This window comes from uncultured Mailhella sp. (assembly GCF_944324995.1).
Taxonomy (GTDB): Bacteria; Desulfobacterota; Desulfovibrionia; order Desulfovibrionales; family Desulfovibrionaceae; genus Mailhella.
The window spans coordinates 1-16,663 of sequence record NZ_CALUYL010000022.1 but is presented as its reverse complement, the minus strand read 5'-3'; the positions used below and the strand labels follow the sequence as shown (position 1 = coordinate 16,663).

The following is a 16,663-nucleotide window of genomic DNA, read 5'->3' as shown; positions in this document are numbered from 1 at the left end:
CCTCCAATAACAGAATTATTCCAAGCAGTTCTTATATTTTTCTATTTTTCTTTTCAGTTTATCACAGTATTTTTTGTAAACAAAATACGGCATTGCCTTCAAAAACTCCATCATCAATTTATAGGTCACATACTTGACTCTGGGCTTATGTGCGCAACGGACCTCACGGGAGAGGGAAAAGACCATATGGCTTTTTTTGATGTAGAATATATCCTTTATGGTCGGTTTTCCTCCGTTGACCTCATGCCGGGCAAAGCATGAGGCGTGTTCCTTCGGAGCTCCTGCAAATGGCCTTATATTATACGTATAGGGAAGTATGAGGCTGCCCCTGGGATAGAAGGGAGTTCTTTTTTTATTCCAGCGAAAAGAGATATCCCAACTATTCACCACATGCATGAACTGCCGCAATGCATGAAGACTATCCTCGGGAGTTTCTTTTATACAGTAGCCGCGGGCTTTCAAATATTCCCGAAAAAGATAGGATTCTGGAACAAGAGGCAGACTCTTCATACTTTCGGGCGCTGTCCTGAATTGCAGTTGAAGATCCAGTTGATGCCCCAGATGCGTCCTTTTCATCAGAGGACAGGAATAATACTTTTTCAACAGCGCACACGAGGAAAAAAGGAACATGTCCGAGGGATGATAAAGTCTGTCTCTTCTTGTAAAGCAATTGGTGGTGATGATTTTTCCACTTGATGCAATGGGTGCCAGTTTGGCGACTTCATTGAAGTCGACGCACTGATCGTTGCGCAGCTTGAAGACCAGACTGTCTTCCGGACAAGCAGCAAGACCTGCGGACACCATATGAATCTGCCGGTTGATGTTGAAGAATCCGGGATTGATGAGGTCGGGCACACAGACCAGTCTGAATGGAATATCTTGAAACAATTTTTCAAGAATTTGTCTGTATGTTTCCTCTTCCGCGGCATAACCGACAACAATGATGCTTTGAAAGAAAACATGGCATTGTCTGATCTCACGCACGATCTCATCAATCCACTGACCTTCCAGAGGGCCATGAATCAGCAACGAAAACGCATTATTCATGATAAAGCTCCTGCAAATCGAGATTCAGACCGCTGCGAGTACGTCGAGGAGAGAGGGAAAAACGGGGAAGAATGGACACTTCAGGAGAAATAATGGCGGAAAGCCGTCTTTTCTGAAGCAAGGCTACGGCTGCCCGCTCTTCAGCGGATTTGCGCATGAAATTGCCGACGACTTCGGTCAGACTGCCTTCCACGAAGGGATCGAAAAGCATTTCAGGCAGCAGATAGTCTGCACAGCCGCTGTAGCGGGAAGCAATGACAGGAATTTCGCGCATGGTGGTTTCAATCATGGCCATGGGTTGGTTTTCAAATACGGACGGCATGACCGTAAGATCTGTGACGGCCATGAGCGGTTCCTGCTGGGACTGCGATAGAAAATCATAAATCAGGACATTGTCTTTGAAATCTTCGGGAAGAGACCGCCATATCTCTTCTCTGTAGTCCTCGCCCGTATGAGGATTACATGTGCTGCCGCCGGCAAGAAAAAGTCGAATATTCTCTGTCGATGCATGTATAAGAGACAAAAACGCCTTTACCAGAAGCTTTTGATTCTTGCGTCCTTCAAAACGCGTCACAAGAGTTATATTAAAGGAATCATTATAATGAGATAAATCATATTTTTCATCAAGTTCACTCTGGAGCTCGCTCTTATTTTTCATTTTTGTCATAAATGGATTCATAAAAAAGAGAACTTTGTCTTTGAGCTGGTATTGCTTTTTAACATATTTTCCAAGAAATTTTGAAGGAGCAATACATACGTCGCTTGTTTCCATCTGTATTTTTTCCCAGGCAACATTCTGCATAAGACTCGCCGATGCATATTCATACGGTATCCCTGAAGACCATTCATAACATTCCCGTGAGGCCGTATGATTGTTCGTGACAAGCAGAGTATTTTTAAAAGTATCCTGACCAGATGCCTTATTCATGGTACAGTTCATGCCAAGAGCGGCATATTCTGCAAATTCTATATATTGAGGCTGTATATCTGCGCAGATGGAAAAAACTTTTCCCCTCAAATCGAGAATATTTCCGCTTATATGATGCATAAAAAAATTTTTAAATTTCAAAAGATCACATGTTTCATCTACAGTCGGAGATATGACATGAACATTTATATTCGTATTTTTTACTAAATATTTACATATATTATATAAATATGACGCTATTCCTCCATGACCCTTATACAGACCGAATTCATGCGCCACAAAGACGACGTCTCTGGTGTCCATGTCTCTCCTGAATACGGAAGGGTTGTAGCTGACGGAGGAGGCGACAAGCTCGATAATATCCTTATCGTCGTCCTTTATGCGAGGAACGACGCCGTGAGACGGTTCACTGGATACCGGAGCACACGGAAGTCCGCAGTTGTTCATGAATGCGGCGAAATTATCATAGCGGGCCGCAAAGCCGGCATTGAACGCCGTGTAGTCAGCCTGCTCGTAGAGCTCATAGAGGTCTTCAGGATTACGGTCAAAGATCCTGGCAGGTATGGAGAAGAACTCCCCCAGCTCCCTGACTCGTGAATCCAACGCATCCAGATACGACGGAATGCCGGCCAGTATGGGGAGAATATTGCCATGAATTCTGCATCCGAAGGAAAAGTTGATCTTTCTGCGCTTCAAATCCTCGAACCATGCCGGGATGTCGCCATACAGGGCTATCCTGTCTTGTCTGTACATGGAGAGCCAGAGTTCCGAGGGATCTGACAGATATTGAAGCTCTTTCCACGTCAGTTTATCAGGAGCGTACAGCAGGCGATAGAATTCTTCCTGACAGACGAAATAGGAACCCGGGTATTCCCCAAAATGCCGGTGAAACGCCCTATCATTCCAGGCTCGAAATCCGTTCACGGCGACTCTGAGCTCCTCTCTGGCGAGCTTCGGCTTTTCTATGCGCAGGCCTCTGCCCTTGAGAAAGATAGAAGGACAGCCGATGACCGTGTAGTCATCGGGCTGGACGCCCAGCGCTCGCACGACGCTTTCAGTGAAATAGCCCCTGAGCCCCAGTGTGCCTCCGGTATTCAGAATACTCCTGATGAAGGCTGTAGCCTGCTCTCGAATTTCATCAACAAAGGAGAGGGAAAATGAGGCGTCGGACTGGGCTCCGGCCCCTATGGCATATACCGGGATGCGCAGCTTTTCTATGTTGTCGCGCCAAAATATGAGTCCGGCATTAACAGCATATTTAGCAAATACATTGGCCGGAGAAAAAACCAAGGCATCATATTCAGCGTTAATGGCGTCTGCTCTTGCCCGAAAGGCGGAAAAATCCACAAAAAAATCCGTATCTACATCTACTTGGCAGTCTTCGCCCCGGAGCAAATTCTGAAGCGTGTATTGAAATACGTTGTTTCCGCTGTTTCCACCAAGCATCAGCATGGCATCCTCGGGAGCAACGGAATAGTCAAAAGCTTTGCTCTGGTCTCTGTTCAGACAGAGAAGTATTCGCTTGTGCATATATGCTCCTCTTACTTGAGAACATATTTATCGTTGGGCGATCCTGGAATTTTCACCACAACGCTTACAGTATCGTTTTCAAGGCATTCAAAGTCTGTAGATTCACAAGGTTCTATAATAATAATATCATTTTTAGTGTATTCCTTGCCGTTCATTTTTACTCTGCCAGATATTATAACGGTATATTCAGTTGCGACCTTATGAAAATGAGCTTCTTCATAGTCTCCCTTCCGGTAAGTTTTAACGGCAACCTCGACGTCTTGTGTTCTCAGCAGACTGGGATAAAAGTCACCGATAAACCAGCCCTTTGTCATTTCATTGAGTTTCGCAAGTTTCATAACACTCCATTCAAAAAATAATAAGTCTGTATAAAAAGAACACAGCGCGGAATAAAATAATCATAATATAATATAATATTCCCAGTGATTGCCCTATCACTTCAAATATTTTATTTTTATGTTTTCTAATACGAAAAACATGAAACTTTATATTATCAAGTGAATCTTCTATTCCAAGCAGCTCACGCCATACAAGTTTTCTTGAAACAGGATAAAAACAGTCACAATATTTTTTATAAAAAAGAAGAAAATGACGATATGACTGTACTTTTGAATCACTGTATATTGAAGGATATTTTGCACAGAAAATAGTAAATTGTTTTCCGTAATCAAGAATAACAAAGTTATTTAAAAGAATATGTTGAGAGATCCGAGCCAGATCTTTACTATAATCTCTCTGACTCTGTACGCCGGAAGAAACACCGAGCTTTGCCATGCAGGCTATGAGGAAATATTGCTCGGGAAAAAACTTCGTCCAGTTTTCATTCGGATATTTTTTACGAAAATATTGTGAAAATTCAGGTTCCTGAACCGGAGGAACATCCCAAAGAAGGAGCATGTCTTCCTTCAGACCGAAGCTTGTCCAGTCGGAAGGGTGGTAGAGATAAGCCTGCTTTCTCCAAAAAGGCGGACGCGTATAGAAAGAACAGATGAGCAGACGTTTGGAAAACAGTGCAAAAGCTTTTTCTCGTTGAGGAAAGCGCGTCCAGAAGTCCAGAAAAGCCGTACCGGTGAGGCTTGTGTCCGATCGAAGCTTGAGCACGAATTTCCGAGACGCTCTCAGTATGCCTTCACGGGTGGATACCAGCTGCCGATTCAGATTCTGCACTACCCCGCTTCGAGTGCATACGCATCCGCCGGGATCATCATTTAAAATAACGATATCAGCATCCAGTCCACCAACATCAGTCCCCTTCCAAGTGGAAAGAATAAGCTCAGATCCTGGCAGAAAACGTCGGACGGAACGCAAGACCTCCGGCGTATGGGAGGAAAGTGCTCCTTGGATAACGACGGAGATATCTTTATCCAGAGGACGCTGTACCATTATACGCTCTCCAATGAATTTTCCAGTCTTTTTAGGTAGCTTGCAAGTTGCATTTCTGTTTTCATAGGATGAAAAAACTGATTATCAATAGAATGGACAGTTATTTTTTTTTGTTTCAAAATCATTTCATTTAGCGTTTGGCTAATATAAAATTTTTCATTAATAGTATTATCCTTACGTATGACATTTTTAGCACAATCTACAAAATCACTGCCTTTAGAAAAATAATATATACTTGCCAAAGCATTTTTACTGATTGGTTTTTTTTCTGAAAATTCACAAACTGTTCCGTTGTCATCTATTTTTACAAAGGAGTAGCGTGGATGGACGGAGCGAAACGTCACGATACCGGCATCACACTTCTGTTCACGAAAACTCTGTAAAATCTCTCGCAGAGGTTGATCAACGCAGTCATCAACGGAGCAGAGAATAAGTTCCTCGTTGTTGTCGATATAGGAACAGGCAAGCAAAGCTGAGCAAATGGCACCTTTCGTCTGACCGCAGATAGGCACGATAACAGCGTTATCTGTCAGCGCTCTGGCAATAAAATCCACATGATACTGTTCTATATCATGCTTTTTTACACAAAAAATGATACGTTCTGGAGATATGCCCTGAACGTAATTTATTTGATTTTCCAGAATCAGGTGATTATGAACTTCCGCCATATAAATAGGGTAATCTCCGCTTGACTGGGAATCATTTTTGCCTCCCATGAGAAACACTATATTCATGACACTCCATCCTCCACTTCGTATATTCTTGCTATGATATTCTCATACGTAACGTCATCGACGGTTTTGACGGAAAGCACATGTCCGCCGGAAGCTATCGCCGCTCTGATGCCGTTCTCATTGTCTTCAACAATAACGCACTCTTCGGGGCGTACTCCCAGTCGCTCCATGGCAGTCAAGTAGATTTCAGGCGAGGGCTTAGGGTGTCTGACGTCCTGATTGCTGAGAATCAGGTTGAAATACTGAATCAGCTTCGCCTTTTCCATCATGAGATGTACTGTCTGTCGGATGGAATTGGAACCGACCGCCAGCTTGTAGCCTTCGGCTTTCAGTCTGGAGAGTGCATATTCATGATTGAAGCGGGGTTTACAGAATCTGTGGATAAGCCCAATGGTATATTGTTGTTTCATTTCGTTGATGAAGCCATGCAAAGCCTCCGGCAATCCTTTCTCAACCGTAAGTTTATTAAGCTTTACACTTGTAGGCAGACCATCATAGCTTGTGAGATGCTCAAATCTGTTTATTTCATATCCAAAAATTCCAAGCGCCTGATTAAGAGCCTCATAGTGCCACTCTTTCGCCTCAATAAGGACGCCGTCCATATCAAAAAGCACAGCCTTTACTTTCATGCAAAGAACTCCTTGGCCTTATCAGGCATATCAGTGCAGAGCATAAGTCGACTGTCTTGAAATCCTCGACATGAGCGTATGACTTCCCAGTGTGCAAATGGAGTTCTTTTATGCAAGTCGGGAGAAACGATACATATCTGCTTGCCGTCATCCAGCAGACTATCGATGAGCTCCGCTCCGTACCATTCGGAAAAAAAAGCGTCCAGCCATATGCCACGACACTGATCAAAAAGTACAGGGGTAGGCATGATATCGCTTAGTCCTGTGAAGACATTCGCTCCATAGTCCGTCTGAACAACAAGATCAGGAATCGACATATCGAAGGTAAAATAGCATGTGTGCCGATATCTGTTCAGCATCTCCAGAAGCGGCTCGACCAGACCGTCGGCCTTGATATTGATGGCCAGAGGAAGATTGCGCCCATCCATGATTTTCAAAACATCCTCGAAGAGCAACTCATCCCCAGAGGGCATGTCGTGAGAAACAACAAGCGTACCGCGAATGTCTCGAACATCTGTTTCCGTGCCGAATCCAGCGGCAAAAGATCGTTGAAAAGCCGTTGCCTTATTTCTTTCTGTAAGAGTCTTCCACCAACCGCGATGAGAAAGTATCTTCATCTTATGACCTTCTGCGAGATGGGGTGCGAAATAAAAAATTCCAGGTCTTCAGGAATTCCAAGTCCGTACATACCGGAATATTCTTTGCCTATAGGATATATACCTATACGTTTCCCTTCTTTGATAAGATAATTATAACATGGACAAGTATAAAATTCTCCATTAATACGAATATTATCTGCAATCATTTTTTCTGCAGAACGGACTAAGTCTGATCCATGAGCGAAGTTGAATATGCCTACTGTAGCATCTTCAGAGATAACCTTCTTTTCAGCAGTTTCCACGACCAGTCCCTGCGCATCGGTACGTGCATATGACCATTTCGGATCTGTTGATTTCATGGTCATAATCATACCATCGAGATTTCGAGAAAACATGGCATCAAGATATTCATTGATATCGATATCAATGTACTGATCGGTATTGGCACTCATCAGGGGATCATCGTTATTAAAAAAGGATCGCGCACAAAGAGCCGTACATACCTGCCCCTCTGTAATACCATCGATAGCAATGATTACTGGATTCCTTGTGTAAGAACGGAGTCTTCGTTCAACATCATATGTCTCCAGATACTTTTTCTGGCAAATGAAGATGAATCGATGCTCGCATCGTGGAGTAAGATTATCTATCACTACCTTAATCATGGGAACTCCATGAATAGGAATAAAAGGCTTAGGAATGGTATACCCTGCCTTTGAGAACCTGCTACCTCTGCCAGCCATAGGAAGTACAATATTCAGCATATCTTCTCCTGACGATATGTACCATTATACTTTATAGAAATGATAGCGACATCACAGCACCATTATAAAAATAAGAAACTTATTTATATTATTCATAATATTTTATTATAAATTAATTATTAACATCAATTTTATTCTATAAGCATATTATTACATATACCGTTTATATATTTACGTTGATAACATCCGATAATAGACAAAATTTCTTTCTTCTGAGTATTCATAAAAGCAAACGTTGCAAAAACATGTCGCAGATCCTGAATGCGCAGTTCCGGTTTCCCCAGTTTTGTTCGCAGGAGATTCCAGGTGTAAAAAACAGACGTGAGAGGCTTTCCGGACGACGACGCAAAGAGCCACGGCACGTCTTTGCGCCTAGGAAGGCGACGAATGAGTCTGACCGCTTCCGGACTCAACGGAATGAGTCTGCTCCGGCCGGTATAGACCGTTCTCGCAGCAAGAACGGCGCGTCGCAGATGCACATCCTGCCAGCGGGCGTGGAGAATTTCCGACTTGCCGGCTCCGGTAAGCAGCAGCAGATGAATGGCCTGCGCGCTGGGACGATCGGCATATTCTTCAAGCAGACGAATCAACTTCAATGTCTCTTCGCGTGTAAGCATTCTGTGCGATTTTTGCGGCTCATTTCTGCGCACGACCATATTTCGGAACGCATCTCCATTGTTGAGTGCTCCCGTACGCACGGCAAAGTTCAGAATATACTTCGTCAGCCAGAACATACGATAGCGTGAACTGGAGGACAGTCCGTTATTTTCCAGAGCAGAGAGCCATGCGCCGAGTTTTTCTTCAGATATTTCCGTTAAAAGACAGTCACCAAGATACGGCAGTATATGCCTGTTCAGATAACGTTCGTCCGTCTTCCAGCTGCGCTTATATTTTTGTACGTAGGGAAGATATTTACTTTTGACAAAGTTATCGAACAGACACAGTTGATTGATATCATTCCCATCGGCTACGACAATGATATTTTTCTTGCCCGTCATACGCGCTTCCTCAGCCAGGCGTCCAAAAAGTGTACTTTTTGGCTGCTGAAAGCCGGATCAGCATCGACGTTATTTTTTTGCTGGAATTTTCGGAGGTTCCCTGCTATAGGACTAAGCAGAAACTGACATTATGAGAAGCGTCAAAAAAGTACACTTTTTCGACATGTTATCAAAAAAATACATACATTTTCCCGGAACGAACGCCCGTATTCCCGCGTTCAACAATTCTCTTTAGTTTTTCATAAACTTTCTGTATTTATTACGATACTTCTTTATTTATATTGAATTAATCTTTGATATTCCATGCAATTAAATATAATTTATGGCATATGCGCCAAGCAAAAGACGCATTTTGATGATGCATGACGGAAAATATCTGACGCGTCCGTCATCTTTCTCAGAAACAAACTCTGCAAAACGTAGCCGATGAGTCTCGACAGTGACGTCACGGCCCGCCATAATCCGTCACCGGCACAGCAATGAAATACCGCTTTTGGGATGACGCCGGATCATGCGTCATCGCGAAGAATCAGCAAAAACAAACGAAACTTTGAAAGCCGGTCCGCAAAGGACGCAGCGGCAGACGCCTTACGCCACCCCGCCTCGGATTGTCCAAGACCGCCCGGCGCGGACGAACTCCGTTGCCGCTCTGTGCGACGCGAGGAGGAAAGAAGAGAAAAGCGTGATTGCAGGGAAAACGCTGGAAAGAGAAAGCGGAGGGGGAATGGGACGGAGGGAGACGGCGTCAGATAAACGCCGATACGCTCATTTTTGACGGCATCTCAAGCAACATATGAATATGGTCGGGACAACATTCCGCTTCTGCTATGTTCATGCCCTTCTACTCACATAATTTCCGCAATATTTCTCCTATGGACCTTTTCTTCTCACCATAGAAAACCTGTCGGCGATATTTTGGTGCAAAGACTATGTGATATTTGCAGTTCCATTTCGTATGCGCTAACTTCTTTGTGTTACCCATTGTGACCGCCTTTTGATTTGCTTATGGGCGCAGTTGCCAAACCGCACCTCTTTCTTAGCAAATCAAACAGTTCAAGCCCCCATGTACTTTGACTCGTAGCCTGCTCCTAAAGGAGCTTTCCCTGCTTTGGACTGAACGGATCCGTATATTCTTTGCACGTCCTCTTATCGAGCATAATATCTTCTCTATCCTGCTCCCGTATATATTTCCTGATTGTTGCTTCGTTCAAACCTACTGTGCTGACGTAATATCCCACGCTCCAGAATCTCCGATTGCCATACCGGTATTTCAGCTGGGAAAATTTATCAAAAATCATCAGTGAACTTTTACCCTTTATATACCCCATAACGGATGATATCGCATACTTTGGCGGTATCATGACAAGCATATGCACATGGTCTATCATCATATGTCCCTCAATAATTTCAATTCCCTTGTAATTACAAAGCTGTCGTATTATTTTTCCTATTTCTTCACGGTATTGCCCGTAACTCACTTTTCTCCTATACTTCGGAGTGAAGACAATATGGTACCTACACAGCCATTTCGTATGTGCCAGATTTTGTTCTTTCGCCATAAAAAAACACCTTTTCAATGTGGACGGGAGCCTGAACAACTCCGTCTTATCGAAAAGGTGTTTTTTAGGTATAACCGTTTTGTGTTCCACCCGCTTAGCGGGTGGTTTTCTGTTTCGGTCGCTTCCGCTCCCTCAACTGCCTAAAGGCCTTAACCGATAAGAGGATCGACTATAAAAGTCGATCCTCTTATTTCTGTATATTAAATACAAATTTACTTAATATTTTTGACACTATCTACATATTTTCGATACTTTCAATCCTATTTATAATATAGTAATAAAAGCATAGCTTACAAACTACTCTTTTTCTATACCTTCCAGATAAACATTCTGTTCGGATTGCTCAGAGACTTCATCGGATATCATAGGGATGGGATCTTTCGAGTATTTATTAAAGTAAATCAAATACTCTTTCCATACGCTTTCCTTAAGATCCTGATTCGAAGCATCTAATATATGAGCAACTCCATTAAAATCCGTTATGTTCAGTTTTCCATAGGATCTCAGCTTTATTCGTGCAAGGTTGGTCTGATAGGTCTTATTTTGTGCAATTTTTACTGAAATTTTATTCTTGCTATATTCATATTTTATACGATTTTCTCCAAACAAGTTATCAAATCGACTCTTTATAATTTTGAAAAGATTAAAAGAATCTCTAAGCGGCTGATCAATAGAAGCATCAAATTTCTCAAGAGTTTCATAGCGAATCCTATTATATGTGCTCTTTTCGTCTTGGTCTTCAGCAGACTTGAGTCCTGTTACCGAAGCAATACCAAGACCATTTGTTATAGCATTTACTATTGTATCATCCTCGACTGACTGTATAACACTATCTTCAGTATCTGGAGAAAATTTTGGAATATCATTAAGAATAATGCCTTTCATTATATTAAAAACACTTGATATTGAGCTGCTCCTTGATCTAAGATAAGAACTGTTCTGACATGCTCTGAAAATAAATTTTTCCCAGTCTTCATCAAATTCATCATATTCCTGCAAATAGTTCTTTTCATCATCCGTCAGATCTCTGTATCCTCTTTTTCTCGCTAATGCATCATCCCAAGCCGTAAAAAGAGGCTTACTCAAAAGCAAATTATAAAAAGTTGGATACGCGATTTGCAGACTTACAAGGCAGAAACATATAATCTTTTCATTCAGATCGAAATCATGAACAACATCATCACCAGAGTTTGTCTTTAAATTCTGATGATGCAACTCATCTTGAATGATATAGATGAGAGAAAGCGTATTCAGCATACGCTTGATGGCTCTCGGATTTGTCCCTACTGAATAGTTTGTTACATCTGTAATAATCTGTGATATGGTAGTAATTCCATTTTCAGATATATTTGAAATAAAAGATGTCAAATCTTCAAGTTTCAGTCTTCTCTGAAGCTCCTGTTTCTTTATAAAGTTGATATTACACAAATAATCGCCGAGATATGCTTCAAGATTGTATGACGACATAGGCACAGAAAAAGGAACTTGAATAATTTTATCAAAGAATGATCGAAACTCGCGATCATTCTCTTCCGTTCGTGCGCCAAATTTAGGTTTAAGTCCCTTTACAACAACGTCATAGTCGATGGCCAAAATAAAAATACAATGTTCAAGTTCAAATATATTCTTGATAAGTTCAAGGAATTGAACGGCCACAACGGGATCAAGCCTGTCTAAATCATCAATAAAGAAGATAAAGCCTTTCTTCTGAAGTTTTGTAATTTTAAGGCACTGCTGTACGGCTGCTTCCAAAGCATTATTCAATGCTTCAATATTAGAGCCATCATCTTCACTGTGGAAAAAAACAGTGCTATCAGATGCGGAAAGACCCGCCTGTGCAGCAGCAACTTTGACGCCGATCTTTGCAACCTGCAAGAATATTGCACGGGCCTTGCTGAAGGCTTCGCTCATATCAAGAGAATTACCAAATCTTTTCGCCTCTCTTTCAATATCACGAATAATTCCCTGGACCATATGTATCAAAATATCTCTGGGCTCTCCTAAAATGGCATATTCCCATGCATGAGTCCAAATGCCTATAAACGGTCCATCATCGCAGAGCCCCTCAAAAATCTGATTCATAAACGATGTCTTGCCACTCCCCCACTCGCCTTGAATAGCCACCGTTAGTGGAGTATCTGCCTCTAGCAGAAATTTTTTCAAGGCCTCGACATGAATACTTACATTTAATTTATCGTCTTTTTTGGTCCTTATTGGCGTATCAATAATGCTACTGCTATTCTTTGCCATGACTCTTACTCCATTAATGCTAAATTTGAAACATATCTACCAATAGAAAAACCATCATAATAATATAATAAATTTATCAAATAATTACTGCGATATCAATATTTATGAAAAATATACTTTTTATATCCATAAATTATAAATCAATACATTTAAAGATAATATTCTATCTTTTATCAATATAAAAACTCATTTATATGATTTCATTTTTCTATTCTATAGATTAATCTGAATCTGTATAGTAATACAGATGCTGAGCACCTTTTGTCATAGATACTCGCCTCCTAATTAAATATTTCTTATCTTATGCAACATATCAATAAATACCAATTTTTTATCATTAACTTATTGTAAATTAGTTATTTTAGTAAACTATTTAATTGTAATATCTTCAATAATCCATACATACAAATAAATGATTGTTTTATAATTACGTTATATACAAATAATATATGCTTACTATTATATTTACTATATTTATCCAACTATAACGTGTATATAATATACTTATTTAATAGATATTTATTATCTATATAAATAATTAATCTGTTATTAATAAACTATTTTTGTAAATTTCTGAAAATTCAATATCTTGATTATATGAAAGTTATTCTTTAATAATATCAATAATGTACCTTCCGAATCTTCGTGAACTATGACCATTTCGAATATTAGTCATATTTTTCTTTATCAATTAAATCTATAGCTAATATTCAGCAATTAATCATGTCACACTATTGCGCAAAATTTCAATAGTTGTGTATAAATTTTTTAAAACAATGACTTTCTTTTCATTCTATATAAAAATAAAAAATCATTATATCTGTAACTATAATATAAGTTATAATTAGTACTCTGTGTAAAAAAAACATTGTCGATTGTTACAATTTTTATGTATAAACTATAAAAACTATTCATATTATCCCTAGACATATTAATGCATTATATATTAAATGACAATCTTTTTTGATAAAACACTATTACAAAACTATAAAATACTTCAAAGCTAGAAAAGTTGCGATTAAAGAAAAAGCCCCTACGACTTTCATCGTAAGGGCTTGATTTCTTTTTGGCTCCCCGAGACGGACTTGAACCGCCAACCTAGTGATTAACAGTCACCCGCTCTGCCTATTGAGCTATCGGGGAACGAAGCAACTCGTCGTTGCAGGGATGTAGTTAGTCGTTTTTGGGTCAGGCGTCAAGCATTTTTTTACGTTTTCAACATTTTTTCCGACAAATGGCGGGCAAACACGGCAGTTCGGGCGACATCGGAAGCTTTTTGCGGGAGTTCAAGCCTGGCCCACGGCTTCACCGCCTCCCCTGCTCCCCTCACAAAACTATCTGGAAATCTCTTCCATACTCACGCCTGTCCGACAATTGTCGGACAGGCGTCGGCCACCGCAGGTGGGTCCGTAAGGACACACCTGCACTGCGTCCGCAGACAGAACAGCGTCCGCCAAGTCTTTCCGCGCCCCGCAGCCCCTGCCTTTCCAAACTCCCGCCATCTTCGGCAACACGCTTTGCTTTCGCACTCCCGCCCCACCGAACGGCGCAGCCTTCGGCGGAATCAGGGGGGCGCGGGGGCTTGTCCCGACTTCGTCGGGGAATTATTTCTGACCTTGCCGTTCCCCCGAAGAGCACGCAGGTCCGTTTGCGCAAGACACACTGTACGAGCTGCATCGCTTGCACGACGGCGGCTGCGCTTAACGCCGGAAGTGAATTCCGGCTGCGCGCCTGCCGTCGGCCGGGCTCCTGACGTCGCCCGGGGCCCCAGTTCGTTGAAAAGCGGCCTTCCGGCCTGCACTCCCCCCTTTCGCCCTCTGCTTCGGGCATAATCTTCCCGTTCACCCTGTCCTGCTGAAGCAGCGTTAGCTGCGAAGCAGAAACAGGGGGGCGCGGGGGGAATTATTTCCCCCGCATGCCTTTCCTGTCTTTTCTGCCTTTCCTGCCTTTCTCGGGGCAGCGCCCCGAGGGCTCTTGCTGCCCCCTTCCACTTCCCTCTTCTACAGCAGGGGACGGAGTTTCGGAGCGGCGGGGAGGATGTTGCCGTTGCGGGCGATGGTGACGACTTCGCAGGGGATGTTCCGTCCGCAGGCGGCGACGGCCTTTTGGACGGCGAGTTCCATGCCGCCGCAGCAGGGGACGTCCATGCGGACGACGGTAATGCTGCGCACGGAGTTCTGACGCAGGATTTCTCCGAGTTTTTCCGCGTAGTTGACGGCGTCGAGCTTGGGGCAGCCGATGAGGGTGACGCGGCCGCGCATGAAGCGGCGGTGGAAGTCGGCAAAGGCGTAGGCGGTGCAGTCGGCGGCGATGAGCAGATCGGCGTTCTGGAAATAGGGCGCGGAGAGGGGCGCAAGCTTGATCTGCACGGGCCAGAAGCGCAGTTCCGACATTTCTTCGCCCGCGGGTTCGACGTGCAGGGTACGTCCGGACTTTTCCAGATGGGCTTTCACGGCGTTTTCGTCGTAGGCGTCGGCCTCACGGAAGTCGAAGGAAATGGCTCCGGCGGGGCAGGCGGGCAGGCAGTCGCCGAGGCCGTCGCAGTAGTCGTCGCGCACGAGACGGGCCTTGCCGTCCTGCATGACGATAGCCCCTTCGTGACAGGCGGAGGCGCACAGGCCGCAGCCGGTGCAGGCGTCTTCATTAATATGGATGATTCTTCTGAGCATAATTTTCTCCTGATGAACTGATGAAGCGCTTGCGGGGAGCGCCTGTGAACGTGACCGCGCCGGACGGAATGCCGCGACGCGCGAAGAAATTCGACGAAGCCCGGAACGCGAAGCATGCAACAACGCCGCGCCCGGAACGAACCTTCCCGGCTTGCGGGAGTCCGCCCGTCAAAGATAATCCCGAACATGCGCCGCGCAAGGATATTTTTCTGTGATCCCGGGCATTGACGCCGCAAAGTCGGGGTCGTACACCAGAGCGAAATTCGCCCGACGCCGGAAAAAGGCGTCACGCTGCGCCGAAACGGCCCTCCGGACATGTCCGACCCCGCCCGGCGAGGCCGACGACAGATGCGCTCCACAACTCGCATCCGTTCGCCGCGCCCGTTCCGCACCGCCCAAGAAACGCTTCCGCCCCGACCTTCGAGACGCCCTCCCGCTTCCCCGGCGGCGCAACAGTTCTCACGCAGGAGTATTTGCCATGGATGCCACGGACCGCATCTTTCTTGCCATGATCGACTACTTTGCCAATGATCCCAAACGGATCCAGCACCTGACCAAGGTACACGCCTTCGCCCGCCTCATCGGACGCGAAGAAGGACTCGATTCCCGCACGCAGTTCGTGCTCGAATCCGCGGCCCTCGTTCACGATATCGGCATCCGCCCGGCCGAAGCCAAGTTCGGAAGCTGCTCCGGCGCGCTCCAGGAACAGGAAGGCCCCGCCGAAGCCCGACGTCTGCTTGAAAACCTCGATATCGACCCCGACGTCGTCAACCGCGTCTGCTTCCTCGTCGGACACCACCACACCTACACCGATATCCACGACCCCGACTACCAGATCCTCGTTGAGGCCGACTTCCTCGTCAACCTCTACGAAGACAACGAAAGCAAACACGCCGCCTCCGCCGCCCTCCGCCGCATCTTCCGCACTGCCGCCGGATCAAGAATCTGCAAAACCATGTTCGGACTCGAAGAAGAATAGAAGGAAGGAACCAGACTGGAGCCCTCGGGGCTCCGCCCCGAGAAAGGCAGGAAAGGCAGAAAGAAAGGAAAGGCATGCGGGGGAAATAATTCCCCCCGCGCCCCCCTGTTTCCGCCGAAGGCTTCGCCTTTCGGCGGGGCGGGAGTGCGAAAGCAAAGCAAGGTGCCGAAGCGATGTCTGGCAGGGGCAGGCTGCGGATGCCGGAGTGCTTGGCGTGCGCGGTTCGGTCTGCGGACTCAGTGCAGGTGTGCGCTTCCGCGCCCACCTGCGGTGGCCGACTCCTGTCCGGCCTGCGCCGGACAGTCGTGTCAAAGGACGGAATTTCCAGATGTTTTGGGGAGGGAACATCGAGGGCCGCAAAGGTAAACTGGAAAACGCCCTTTCAACGCTCTGGGGCCCCGGGCGACGTCAGGAGCCCGGCCGACGGGCATAAGTAGCCGGAATTCACTTCCAGCGTTAAACACAGCCGCCGTACAAGTCCCGCAGGCTGTACAGTGTGTCTTGCGCAAACGGGCAGTTGCGGCACTCGGAAAAAGGAAAATGTCGGTCGCACCGACGGGCATAAGCAGCCGGGATTCACTCCCGCCGTTAAAC

General features: G+C 44.7%; 13 protein-coding genes, 1 tRNA gene and 1 pseudogene. 1 reads left to right on the top strand and 14 read right to left on the bottom strand.

The genetic code is table 11. The features are described 5' to 3' along the window. Nucleotides 1-15: 15 nt before the first annotated feature. From Q0K02_RS09430 to Q0K02_RS09365, 14 genes and pseudogenes are all read right to left on the bottom strand, one after another. The gene (locus Q0K02_RS09430; RefSeq protein ID WP_294487927.1) at nucleotides 16-1,047 is read right to left on the bottom strand and encodes a hypothetical protein; all 1,032 of its coding nucleotides are present in this window, start codon (nucleotides 1,045-1,047) and stop codon (nucleotides 16-18) included. Further along, complete coding sequence (locus Q0K02_RS09425; protein WP_294487924.1) at nucleotides 1,040-3,505, bottom strand: glycosyltransferase family 4 protein; 2,466 nt, start codon at nucleotides 3,503-3,505, stop codon at nucleotides 1,040-1,042. Before Q0K02_RS09425 ends, Q0K02_RS09430 begins: the two co-directional genes overlap by 8 nt. 11 nt (nucleotides 3,506-3,516) lie before the next feature. Further along, entirely contained in the window at nucleotides 3,517-3,843 is a 327-nt protein-coding gene (locus tag Q0K02_RS09420) for a hypothetical protein (RefSeq protein WP_294487921.1), read from the bottom strand. A 10-nt stretch (nucleotides 3,844-3,853) separates the two neighbouring features. Next, nucleotides 3,854-4,888 (bottom strand): WavE lipopolysaccharide synthesis family protein, encoded by a 1,035-nt coding sequence (locus Q0K02_RS09415; protein ID WP_294487918.1) that lies wholly within the window; start codon nucleotides 4,886-4,888, stop codon nucleotides 3,854-3,856. After that, complete coding sequence (locus tag Q0K02_RS09410) at nucleotides 4,888-5,622, bottom strand: sugar phosphate nucleotidyltransferase (RefSeq protein ID WP_294487915.1); 735 nt, start codon at nucleotides 5,620-5,622, stop codon at nucleotides 4,888-4,890. The genes Q0K02_RS09415 and Q0K02_RS09410 overlap by 1 nt, the downstream gene beginning before the upstream one ends. Then, nucleotides 5,619-6,251 (bottom strand): HAD-IA family hydrolase, encoded by a 633-nt coding sequence (locus Q0K02_RS09405; protein WP_294487912.1) that lies wholly within the window; start codon nucleotides 6,249-6,251, stop codon nucleotides 5,619-5,621. The genes Q0K02_RS09410 and Q0K02_RS09405 overlap by 4 nt, the downstream gene beginning before the upstream one ends. Beyond that, nucleotides 6,248-6,868 carry a hypothetical protein gene (locus Q0K02_RS09400; RefSeq protein WP_294487909.1) on the bottom strand — a complete coding sequence of 207 codons (621 nt, stop codon included), beginning with the start codon at nucleotides 6,866-6,868 and terminating at the stop codon, nucleotides 6,248-6,250. The genes Q0K02_RS09405 and Q0K02_RS09400 overlap by 4 nt, the downstream gene beginning before the upstream one ends. Continuing rightward, nucleotides 6,865-7,614 (bottom strand): glycosyltransferase family 2 protein, encoded by a 750-nt coding sequence (locus Q0K02_RS09395; protein ID WP_294487907.1) that lies wholly within the window; start codon nucleotides 7,612-7,614, stop codon nucleotides 6,865-6,867. The genes Q0K02_RS09400 and Q0K02_RS09395 overlap by 4 nt, the downstream gene beginning before the upstream one ends. Before the next feature lie 131 nt (nucleotides 7,615-7,745). Next, entirely contained in the window at nucleotides 7,746-8,612 is an 867-nt protein-coding gene (locus Q0K02_RS09390) for a site-specific integrase (RefSeq protein ID WP_294487904.1), read from the bottom strand. A 748-nt stretch (nucleotides 8,613-9,360) separates the two neighbouring features. Continuing rightward, nucleotides 9,361-9,594: pseudogene (gene tnpA / locus Q0K02_RS09385) on the bottom strand (IS200/IS605 family transposase); the annotation flags it as partial. Between the two features lie 106 nt (nucleotides 9,595-9,700). Further along, nucleotides 9,701-10,171: an IS200/IS605 family transposase gene (tnpA, locus tag Q0K02_RS09380; RefSeq protein ID WP_294487901.1), complete on the bottom strand. Its 471-nt coding sequence runs from the start codon at nucleotides 10,169-10,171 to the stop codon at nucleotides 9,701-9,703. Nucleotides 10,172-10,468: 297 nt separating this feature from the next. Beyond that, on the bottom strand, nucleotides 10,469-12,421 hold the full coding sequence (locus Q0K02_RS09375; RefSeq protein ID WP_294487899.1) for a P-loop NTPase fold protein: 1,953 nt from the start codon (nucleotides 12,419-12,421) through the stop codon (nucleotides 10,469-10,471). Between the two features lie 1,067 nt (nucleotides 12,422-13,488). Continuing rightward, a tRNA-Asn gene (locus Q0K02_RS09370) sits at nucleotides 13,489-13,564 on the bottom strand. An 857-nt stretch (nucleotides 13,565-14,421) separates the two neighbouring features. After that, nucleotides 14,422-15,090: a 4Fe-4S binding protein gene (locus tag Q0K02_RS09365; RefSeq protein ID WP_294487897.1), complete on the bottom strand. Its 669-nt coding sequence runs from the start codon at nucleotides 15,088-15,090 to the stop codon at nucleotides 14,422-14,424. A 478-nt stretch (nucleotides 15,091-15,568) separates the two neighbouring features. Between Q0K02_RS09365 and Q0K02_RS09360 the strand changes: the two genes are divergently transcribed. After that, on the top strand, nucleotides 15,569-16,069 hold the full coding sequence (locus Q0K02_RS09360) for an HD domain-containing protein (protein WP_294487895.1): 501 nt from the start codon (nucleotides 15,569-15,571) through the stop codon (nucleotides 16,067-16,069). The last annotated feature ends 594 nt before the right edge of the window (nucleotides 16,070-16,663 follow it).

Excerpts from the sequence above, each read along its gene's own strand:
- Q0K02_RS09365 (WP_294487897.1), bottom strand. The coding sequence starts at position 15,090 with ATGCTCAGAAGAATCATCCATATTAATGAAGACGCCTGCACCGGCTGC.
- Q0K02_RS09420 (WP_294487921.1), bottom strand. The coding sequence starts at position 3,843 with ATGAAACTTGCGAAACTCAATGAAATGACAAAGGGCTGGTTTATCGGT.
- Q0K02_RS09360 (WP_294487895.1), top strand. The coding sequence starts at position 15,569 with ATGGATGCCACGGACCGCATCTTTCTTGCCATGATCGACTACTTTGCC.
- Q0K02_RS09390 (WP_294487904.1), bottom strand. The coding sequence starts at position 8,612 with ATGACGGGCAAGAAAAATATCATTGTCGTAGCCGATGGGAATGATATC.
- Q0K02_RS09430 (WP_294487927.1), bottom strand. The coding sequence starts at position 1,047 with ATGAATAATGCGTTTTCGTTGCTGATTCATGGCCCTCTGGAAGGTCAG.
- Q0K02_RS09415 (WP_294487918.1), bottom strand. The coding sequence starts at position 4,888 with ATGGTACAGCGTCCTCTGGATAAAGATATCTCCGTCGTTATCCAAGGA.
- Q0K02_RS09405 (WP_294487912.1), bottom strand. The coding sequence starts at position 6,251 with ATGAAAGTAAAGGCTGTGCTTTTTGATATGGACGGCGTCCTTATTGAG.
- tnpA (WP_294487901.1), bottom strand. The coding sequence starts at position 10,171 with ATGGCGAAAGAACAAAATCTGGCACATACGAAATGGCTGTGTAGGTAC.
- Q0K02_RS09400 (WP_294487909.1), bottom strand. The coding sequence starts at position 6,868 with ATGAAGATACTTTCTCATCGCGGTTGGTGGAAGACTCTTACAGAAAGA.
- Q0K02_RS09375 (WP_294487899.1), bottom strand. The coding sequence starts at position 12,421 with ATGGCAAAGAATAGCAGTAGCATTATTGATACGCCAATAAGGACCAAA.
- Q0K02_RS09425 (WP_294487924.1), bottom strand. The coding sequence starts at position 3,505 with ATGCACAAGCGAATACTTCTCTGTCTGAACAGAGACCAGAGCAAAGCT.
- Q0K02_RS09410 (WP_294487915.1), bottom strand. The coding sequence starts at position 5,622 with ATGAATATAGTGTTTCTCATGGGAGGCAAAAATGATTCCCAGTCAAGC.
- Q0K02_RS09395 (WP_294487907.1), bottom strand. The coding sequence starts at position 7,614 with ATGCTGAATATTGTACTTCCTATGGCTGGCAGAGGTAGCAGGTTCTCA.